Origin of the sequence: Pseudonocardia sp. N23 (assembly GCF_002583555.1) — a bacterium.
GTDB lineage: Bacteria > Actinomycetota > Actinomycetes > Mycobacteriales > Pseudonocardiaceae > Pseudonocardia.
The window spans coordinates 145,106-153,617 of sequence record NZ_BEGX01000114.1; the positions used below are offsets into that span (position 1 = coordinate 145,106).

Sequence of the window (8,512 nt, forward strand, 5' to 3'; positions counted from 1 at the left end):
GGGCTCGGCGGGGTCGGGCACCGCACAGTCCTACCTGCTGCGCGCGCCGGCGTGTGCCCGGCGTGCGCGGACGCACTCCTGAGAAGGCGCTGAAGGCTCCTGGACGCCCTAACTTACTGGCAGTAAGTTAGGGCGGAGGCGATCGAGGGAGGCAGCTGTGGCGGGTTCCGGGGGACCACGACGCGCGATCCGCTGGGCACTGCGGCACGGCCTGGTACGCCGCGCCGTCGGCAAGCGCGCGGCAGCCGGCGAGCTCGGCGCCCGGCTCATGCTCGACCCCACGGTGCTCGCCGAGCCCTACCCGTTCTACGAGCAGGTCCGGGCCCGCGGACGGTTCGTCGACACCGGGCTGGCCGTCACCTCCGTGCACCACGACGTGGTGTCGGAGGTACTGCGGAGCAAGGACTTCGGCGTCGGGATGCGGATGCCGGAGAACCTGCCCGGTCCGATCCGGCTCGCCCTGGCGGCCGGTGGCCGTTGGTCGCTCGGACCCGTGCAGCCACCGTCGATGCTGTCGGCCGACCCGCCCGACCACACCCGCTACCGCAAGCTCGTGACCCGCGCCTTCAGTGCCAAGAAGGTCGCCGCGCTGCGTCACCGCACCGAGGAGATCGCCGCCGGCCTCCTCGACGATCTCGCGACCCGCCCCGGAGGCACCGCCGATCTCGTCACCGACTACGCCGCCCTGCTGCCCGCCACTGTGATCGCCGAGATGCTCGGCGCCCCGCTCGACATGCGCGACCAGTTCCTGCGCTGGGGTGAGGGTGGCGCCCTCTCGCTCGACATGGGGCTGACCTACCCCGAGTTCCGACGATCCGAGCGCGACATCGACGCCCTGCACGCCTGGATGCTCGCCCACTTCGACCGCATCCGCGCGAACCCCGGCGACGACATCCTGTCCGCGCTCGTCGGCGTCCACGACGAGGACGGTGGACTGTCCGAGGACGAGCTCTCCAGCATCGCGATGCTGCTGCTCGCCGCCGGGTTCGAGACGACCGTCAACCTCATCGGCAGCGGCGCCGCCCTGCTGCTCGAACACCCCGACCAGCTCGCGCTGCTGCGGGAGGACCCGTCGCGGTGGAACAACGCCGTCGACGAGATGCTGCGCATCGACTCGCCCGTGCAGCGCACCGGGCGGGTGGCGAACGTCGACACCGAGGTCGCGGGCACCCGCATCCCGGCCGGGTCCGTCGTGATCGTGCAGCTCGGCGGGGCCAACCGCGACCCCGCGGTGTTCGACGACCCCGCTCGTTTCGACGTGCTGCGCGCCAACGCGGGCGACCACATCGCGTTCTCCAGCGGCATCCACTACTGCCTCGGCGCCGGGCTGGCCCGGATGGAGGGCGAGGTGGCGCTGCGGGCCCTGTTCGACCGCTTCCCCGACCTCGTCGCGGCCGGCCCCGCGCGCCGCCGCCCGACCCGCACCCTGCGCGGCTACGCGTCGCTGCCGGTCGCCCTGGCTCGGACGAGCGTCCCGGCCTGACCCGAGGCGGCTGGTCGCCGCTGCTCCGTCGGTGGCAGGCTGCGCAGGTGGACATCGACATCGATCTGCTGCCCACCGTGGGCGAGGGCCGCGCGCTCGTCGCCTGGCTGCTCGCGTCGTTCGTGGTGACGTTCGTCGTGACCCGGGTGATCACCCGCATGATCGCGAGCGGTCGCGGACCGTTCAAGGACACCACGATCGGTGGGGTCCACATCCACCATCAGGTGTACGGCATCTTCATGATGATCGGCGCCGGCACGCTGATGTTCACCTACCGGCCCGAGGCACCGTGGGCCGAGATCCTCGCCGTCGTCTTCGGCGCCGGCGCCTCGCTGACCCTCGACGAGTTCGCGCTCTGGCTGCGCCTCGACGACGTCTACTGGTCCGAGGAGGGCCGCCGCTCGGTCGACGCCGTGATGATGGCGGTCGTCGTCGGGGGGCTGCTGCTCGTCGGCAGCAACCCGCTCAACGACAGCGACGCCGGGACCGGGGCACCCCTCGTCGCGCTCAACATCGCCCTCAACCTCGTCTTCGCCGCGTTCGCCATCCTCAAGGGCCGCAACATCCTCGGCCTGCTCGGCGTCTTCATCCCCGTCGTCGCGCTCGTCGCCGTGTGCCGGCTCGCCCGGCCGCACTCGTTCTGGGCCCGCCGCTGGTACAAGCCCGGGTCGCGCAAGCTCGAACGGTCGCTGCACCGGTTCCCGCCCGGGCGCCTCAACCGGTGGGACAAGGTCGTCGACTGGCTAGCCCGGCCACCCGCGCCGCATCCCGCGCACCCGGACGCGCCGCCCGTCGTCGAGTTCGGACCGGCCGTCGCGCACCCCGAACCGTCGGACAGGGCCAGCGGCGTCGACCGCGGCGCGTCGGGCGGCCGGTCGGGCGAGTGATGACCGCGCACCGGCGTGTCCTACGGACTTGATGCCCTGATCGGGTCATCATCCTGCAAGTGCAGGACGGGCCGGTGCGGGTCGGGACACCAGGCGACGAAACGGCCGACGGCGGCCCCGACCGCCCCGTCGCGACGCGTTCCGTCCCGCGTCGGATCCCGGCCTCCCGGGCGACGGTCGAGGTCCTGCCACGGCGTCCTGCGCCGCCGCGTCCTCCCCGGCCGCGGCGTGAACCCGCCTTCCCGTCGCATCCCGCCCTCACCCGCACCTCGGCCGTCGTCACCGCCCTGCTGTTCGGGATGATCACGTTCGTCAGCGCGCCCGACTCCCCCTTCCGGACGGCCACGCCGCCGCCCCCACCGGTCGCGCCCGCCGCCACCGGGATGGCCGCCGTGCCGCAGGTCGTCACCGAGGTCCGCCGACTGGGCACCGCAGGTGCCCGGACCATCGCCCTGACCTTCGACGACGGGCCCGACCCGACCTGGACACCGAAGATCCTCGACGTGCTGGCACGCAACGGTGCCGTCGCCACCTTCTGCATGGTCGGGACCCAGGTCGAGCGTCATCCCGAGCTCGTCGCGCAGGTCACCGGGGCCGGCATGCGGCTGTGCTCGCACTCCCGCACCCACGACGAGTCGCTGGCCACCCGGCCCGAGCCCGCGATGGTCGCCGAGATCACCGACATCCGCGACCGCACCGCCGGCGTCCCCGGCGCCGACGTCCGCTACTTCCGGGCACCCGGTGGTTTCTGGTCGCCCGCGATGCTCGGCGACGCCGCGAGCCGCGACCTGCAGCCGCTGGGCTGGTCGATCGACCCCCGCGACTGGAACCGGCCCGGAGCCGACGCGGTCGTCACAACGGTGCAGAAGAACGCCCACGACGGCGCGATCGTGCTGCTCCACGACGGCGGCGGCAACCGCGCGCAGACCGTCGCCGCCCTGGAACGGCTGCTGCCCTGGCTGACCTCGCAGGGCTACACGTACGTCTTCCCGTAGTGCGAGCCCGATACTCCGCCGAGTTCGGCGTGAGACCGCTACCGACCGTGATCGGATCAGTCTCGTGTCGAGCCCGGCGGGGTTCTCAGGGGGCCGGGGTTCTCAGCGGGCGGGCAGCCACTCCAGCCATGCCGCGCTCGGGTGCGCCCGGCCCACGATGCGGCCGGTGCGCCGCCCGTCGCGCAACGAGACGTGCCCGATCACGCCGAACACCCCGCCCGCGCGGTTGTGCTCGACCCAGCCGTCGGGTACTGCGAGTCCCTGCACCGTCGAGTCGGCGTCCGGGCCCAGCGGGACCAGCGGGTCGACCGAGATCCACTCGATCGGCCGGACCCGGCTCATCCGCTCCAGCAGGGCGTCGAACCGCGCGAGCTGCGCGGGCGGCAGGAATACGTGCACGTAGGTGTCGAGCAGACAGACCGTCGCCTCCTCCGGCATCCCGGCGACGGCGTCCTCCAGCACGTCGATCAGGTCGCCCCGGACCGCCCGGGCCCCGTCCGAGCGGGCGATCGCGGCCGCCGCGGCGAAGCGGGTGACGGCACCGGCCTCCGGCGGGATGCAGGCCGCGAGCCAGCCGAACGTGTCGGGGTCGGCGAGGTCGTGGGACTCCACGTCGACGCCGACCCGGGCCAGGATCGGCGGCACCTGCTGCGGCACGTCGGGCACGACGCCGTGCACCGCGCAGTCCAGCTGGACCGACGCGCCCGGGTCACCGCACGTCAGCTCCGCTCCCCCCGCCAGCCGGTAGCGGTAGGAGTAGCGGTCGAGATGCAGGGCCAGCCCCGCACCGGTGCCGAGGTCGACGAGGGCGAGGGGGCGTCCGTCGCGCGCCGCGATCGCGCCGAGGACGGGCAGCACGTCGAGGCAGCGGGCGACCTCGTTCATCTGGTAGCGGTGCCCCGCGCACAGCTGCGCCAGGGCGTCGCGCTCCTCCCGGGCGAACGTGGCCGCGGCCGCGGGGAATCCGCCGTCGTCGGCGGGCTGGGGGCCACCGGGTCGTGGGAAGTAGCGGGCGAACGCACTGTCCGGTCGTTGCGCGGCGCGCCGGGCCAGCGCCGCCGCGACCAGCAGCGCAGGCACCCGGTCCGGCGGGATCGACGCGGCGAGCCCGCGCAGCACGTCGTCGCGGGCGACAGCGGTGAGCGTCGCTGCCGTCAGCCACCAGCTCTCGGGCGCGCCGGGGGGCGACCAGGCCGCGGCGACGGCCAGGGCCTGCTCGGCGACGACCTTCTCCCGCTGTGCCGGATCGGCTCCCGGGCCGCGCGGGTCGACGACGTCGGTGGGGGCGTGATCGGCGTCCATCGCGGCAGTGTTCACCCGTAAGGGACGACGCGCCAAGAACCACAACTCCCCTAGCGTTGCCGGCATGCCCATCGCGCAGCCGCCGTCGGAGACCGGTGGTCACCGATCACAAGTCCCGGTCAACCCGATCTTCACGCGCGAGCCGGTGTCGATCCCCCGCTTCGCGATGCCCGACGAGGGCCTCGACCCCGACATCGCCTACCAGGTCGTCCACGACGAGCTGATGCTCGACGGCAACGCCCGGCTCAACCTGGCCACGTTCGTGACCACATGGGCGGAACCGAACGTCGACCGGTTGATGACGGAGTCGTTCGACAAGAACGTCATCGACAAGGATGAGTACCCGCGCACCGCCGACCTCGAGGCCCGCTGCGTGCGGATGCTCGCGAAGCTCTGGAACGCCCCCGACCCGCAGCGGGCCGTCGGCTGCTCGACGACCGGGTCGTCGGAGGCGTGCATGCTGGGCGGGCTGGCGCTCAAGCGGCGGTGGCAGCAGGCCCGGCGCGCGGCCGGGAAGCCGACGGACCGGCCGAACATCGTGATGGGCGTCAACGTCCAGATCTGCTGGGACAAGTTCGCGAACTTCTTCGAGGTCGAGCCGCGGCTGGTGCCGATGGAGGGCGACCGGCTGCACCTGGGTGCCGCCGAGGCGGTCGCGCAGTGCGACGAGAACACGATCGGCGTCGTCGCGATCCTCGGGTCCACCTTCGACGGCAGCTACGAGCCCGTCGCCGAGATCTGCGCCGCCCTCGACGACCTGCAGGAACGCACCGGGCTCGACATCAAGGTGCACGTCGACGGCGCGTCCGGCGCCATGGTCGCCCCGTTCTGCGACCCCGACCTGGAGTGGGACTTCCGGCTCGACCGAGTGGCGTCGATCAACACCTCCGGCCACAAGTACGGGCTTGTCTACCCGGGCGTCGGGTGGGCGCTGTGGCGCGACGCCGCGGCGCTGCCCGAGGAGCTCGTGTTCCGGGTCAACTACCTCGGCGGCGAGATGCCGACGTTCGCGCTGAACTTCTCCCGGCCCGGTGGCCAGGTGATCGCGCAGTACTTCACCTTCCTTCGGCTCGGCATGGACGGCTACCGGCGGGTCCAGCAGACCTGCCGGGACGTCGCCACGTCCCTCGCCGCGCGGATCGGCGAGTTCGAGCGGCTGCACCTGCTCACCGACGGCTCCGAGCTGCCGGTGTTCGCGTTCACCGTCGACCCGGCGGCGCCGTTCTCGGCCTTCGACCTGTCGGCGGCGCTGCGCGAGGCCGGCTGGCTCGTGCCGGCCTACACGTTCCCGGCGAACCGTGAGGACATCGCGGCGCTGCGGATCGTGGTGCGCAACGGGTTCTCCCACGACCTGGCGGGCCTGCTGCTCGACGACCTGCGCCGCGCCCTCGACCGCCTGGAGAAGCAGCCGGCGCCGCAGCGGGGAACCGAGGCCGCGTCGTTCGCCCACGGGGCGGGCGCCCCGTCGGGGTACAGCGACCGCTGAGCCCCCGGCTCCGAGCGGCCGGGTCAGCGCGCCGCGGCGCGACCGCCCGTCGCCGACACGGCAGCACCGGTGACGAGGCTGCCGATCGCGATGCCGATGACCAGGAAGATGATCGCCGACGCGAGCTTCACCCCCAGGTCACCGCCGCCGAGGAACGGCAGGATGACGGCGACGACGGTGCAGAGCCCGACGATCCAGCCGAAGTAGGCCAGCGGGCGCGGGGTGCTCATCAGCAGCAGGTGCGCGAGTCCCGTCGCAGCCAGCGCGGCGGCCGCGGCACACAGGCACAGCACGACCGTCTTGCCGCTGCCCAGCGGTCCCGACGCGAGCGGACCGAGGAACTCGACCTTCGGCAGCGCCCGCGCGACCAGGACGCCCACCAGCCCGATCAGTGCGGCGACGATCGCCGTCGCCACCCCGCCCGACCACAGCCGCGCGGCGTTGACCGCGGGGGCGCGGGTCCCGGGCGGCGGCTGACGGTGCCCGCCGCTGTCGGCGAACCCCTGGCGGCCCTGCTGCCCGTAGCCCTGGTCACCGTACGGATCGGCCTCGAACTGGCGGGTCCGGTCGTCGTAGCCTGCCGGCTGCCGCGAGTCCCCGTACTCGTCGCCGCTGCCGTATCCCCGTGTCATCGCCTCGTCCGTTCCTCGTCGTGCCGTCGTCGCCGCGGGTGGCGTCGCGCGATTGTCGCGCACTCTCCTCCGCTTTCCGTACCCGAAACGTCCCCCGGTCAGGTTCCGATCCGGTGACGACGGACTCGCCCGGTCGTGCGCGCGTCAGCCGCCCAGGCCTCGCAGCGCCGCGGCGACCTGCGCGTGCAGCACCCCGAGCCGCGACCGGGTGACCTCGGCCGTCTCGGCACCCTCCCCCATGTGTCCGGCGGCGTAGCGGGAGTAGACGCCCGCGCCGATGCAGGCGGAGCGCCAGTGGGCGAAGGCCACGTAGTAGCCGACGGTCGCGTCGTCGAGCGGGGTGCCGGTGCGCTCGACGTAGCGCCCGAGCAGCTCGGCACGCTCCGGGAACCCGGACTGCATCGACGGGCCGGACACACCGGCCGGTTCGTCGTCGTCGGGGCGCGCCCACGACATCAGCAGCCAGCCGAGGTCGGCGAGCGGGTCACCGAGCGTCGCGAGCTCCCAGTCGAGCACCGCCTCGACACTTCCCTGCGGCGACACCATCAGGTTGCCCGCGCGGTAGTCGCCGTGTGCGATGCGCGTCCGCTGGTCCGCCGGCCGGCGGGCCAGCAGCAGGTCGTGGACGGCGTCGATGCCCGACAGGTCCTCGACCGAGGACGCGTGGGCCTGCCGCAGCCACCGGCGCAGCTGGCGTTCGAGGTAGCTGCCGGGCCGGGCCAGGTCTCCGAGGCCGACCTCGGTGGGATCGACGCGGTGCAGGTCGGCGAGGACGTCGACCATCGCGAGCCCGGCGGGGTGCCGGGCCTGCTCGGGGTAGGCGGCGCCGGCAGCGTCGTCACCGAGGACGACACCCTCGACGAACCCCATCACGTAGAACTCGGCGCCGATGACGTCGGTGTCCGCGCAGTACGCGACCGGCCGGGCGACGGGCACCGGGGTGGGGTGCAGCGCGGAGATGAACCGCCACTCGCGGCTCATGTCGTGCGCGGTGGCCAGCACGCCGCCGATCGGCGGCCGGCGCAGCGCCCAGGACACGCCGGCGTCGTCGACGATCCGGTAGGTCAGGTTGGAGTGCCCGCCCGCGATGCGCTCTGTGCGCAACGTCCCCGACGCCGCGGACACCTCGTCGACGTGCGTGTGCAGCCAGCGGGCCAGTGGCGCCACGGGTACCGGGTCGTCGGTGACGATCTCCGTCGATCGACTCATCCGCCCATTCAATGTCGTCGGCGGCGGCCTGTCACTCCAGCGGCAGGACGAGGCGGGAGAGGAGCCGCCCGGGCTCGGCCCCCGGGTCGGCGGTGAGTCCGGTGTGGACGGGCCCGGGCCGCACGACCGTCGACCGCGGGGCGGTGAGCCTGCGGAAGCGGCGGCCGAGGTCCTCGCCGTCGGCGGGGCCGAGCGCGGCGAGGGCCGCGTCGGTCAGCCGGTCGGACCGCGCGGGCGCCGCCACCTCGGTGATCCCGGCGAGCGCGGCGAGCGCGAACCCGATGGCCTCGACGTCGGCGTGCGGGTCGAGCACGGCGACCCGCTCCGCGTCGAGGTGCACGGCGGCGCCGAGGAAGTCGAGGGCGCGGCAGTAGACGAGCACCCCGGCGTTGACGGACTCGCCGCGCTCGGGCCGGGGCACGACCTGCAGCAGGGCGTACTCGTAGAGGTGCACGGTCATCGGGCCGCCCGCCACTCCGCGAGCCACGACAGGTGCCGGGCGGGGCGGGGGCGGCGGG

General features: G+C 73.6%; 8 protein-coding genes. 4 read left to right on the forward strand and 4 right to left on the reverse strand.

Features of this window, described 5'->3' with window-relative positions; translation table 11 throughout:
• The first annotated feature begins 157 nt into the window (after window positions 1-157).
• Genes TOK_RS24985 through TOK_RS24995 form a run of 3 tightly spaced genes read left to right on the forward strand, consistent with a single transcriptional unit; the run spans window position 158 to window position 3,365 of the window.
• Window positions 158-1,483 carry a cytochrome P450 gene (locus tag TOK_RS24985; protein ID WP_098960417.1) on the forward strand — a complete coding sequence of 442 codons (1,326 nt, stop codon included), beginning with the start codon at window positions 158-160 and terminating at the stop codon, window positions 1,481-1,483.
• A 47-nt stretch (window positions 1,484-1,530) separates the two neighbouring features.
• Window positions 1,531-2,370, forward strand: coding sequence for a hypothetical protein (locus TOK_RS24990; protein WP_253258624.1), 840 nt, complete (start codon window positions 1,531-1,533; stop codon window positions 2,368-2,370).
• A gap of 59 nt (window positions 2,371-2,429) precedes the next feature.
• A complete protein-coding gene (locus TOK_RS24995) occupies window positions 2,430-3,365 on the forward strand; it encodes a polysaccharide deacetylase family protein (RefSeq protein ID WP_253258625.1) in 936 nt (311 codons plus the stop codon).
• A gap of 102 nt (window positions 3,366-3,467) precedes the next feature.
• On the opposite strand, the gene TOK_RS25000 is transcribed toward TOK_RS24995, so the two are convergent.
• Window positions 3,468-4,667 (reverse strand): DUF2332 family protein, encoded by a 1,200-nt coding sequence (locus TOK_RS25000; protein ID WP_172457772.1) that lies wholly within the window; start codon window positions 4,665-4,667, stop codon window positions 3,468-3,470.
• Between the two features lie 64 nt (window positions 4,668-4,731).
• Here TOK_RS25000 and TOK_RS25005 point away from each other — a divergent pair, with 64 nt between their 5' ends.
• Complete coding sequence (locus tag TOK_RS25005; protein ID WP_098960419.1) at window positions 4,732-6,153, forward strand: glutamate decarboxylase; 1,422 nt, start codon at window positions 4,732-4,734, stop codon at window positions 6,151-6,153.
• Between the two features lie 23 nt (window positions 6,154-6,176).
• Here TOK_RS25005 and TOK_RS25010 read toward each other — a convergent pair whose 3' ends face one another.
• The 3 genes from TOK_RS25010 to TOK_RS25020 all read right to left on the reverse strand — a co-directional run.
• On the reverse strand, window positions 6,177-6,785 hold the full coding sequence (locus TOK_RS25010) for a DUF6069 family protein (protein ID WP_216362097.1): 609 nt from the start codon (window positions 6,783-6,785) through the stop codon (window positions 6,177-6,179).
• A 144-nt stretch (window positions 6,786-6,929) separates the two neighbouring features.
• A complete protein-coding gene (locus TOK_RS25015; RefSeq protein ID WP_098960420.1) occupies window positions 6,930-7,994 on the reverse strand; it encodes a phosphotransferase family protein in 1,065 nt (354 codons plus the stop codon).
• Window positions 7,995-8,025: 31 nt separating this feature from the next.
• A partial coding sequence (locus TOK_RS25020; RefSeq protein ID WP_253258626.1) for a DUF3037 domain-containing protein occupies window positions 8,026-8,512 on the reverse strand: 487 nt, incomplete at its 5' end.

Excerpts from the sequence above, each read along its gene's own strand:
- TOK_RS25005 (WP_098960419.1), top strand. The coding sequence starts at position 4,732 with ATGCCCATCGCGCAGCCGCCGTCGGAGACCGGTGGTCACCGATCACAA.
- TOK_RS25010 (WP_216362097.1), bottom strand. The coding sequence starts at position 6,785 with ATGACACGGGGATACGGCAGCGGCGACGAGTACGGGGACTCGCGGCAG.
- TOK_RS25015 (WP_098960420.1), bottom strand. The coding sequence starts at position 7,994 with ATGAGTCGATCGACGGAGATCGTCACCGACGACCCGGTACCCGTGGCG.
- TOK_RS25000 (WP_172457772.1), bottom strand. The coding sequence starts at position 4,667 with ATGGACGCCGATCACGCCCCCACCGACGTCGTCGACCCGCGCGGCCCG.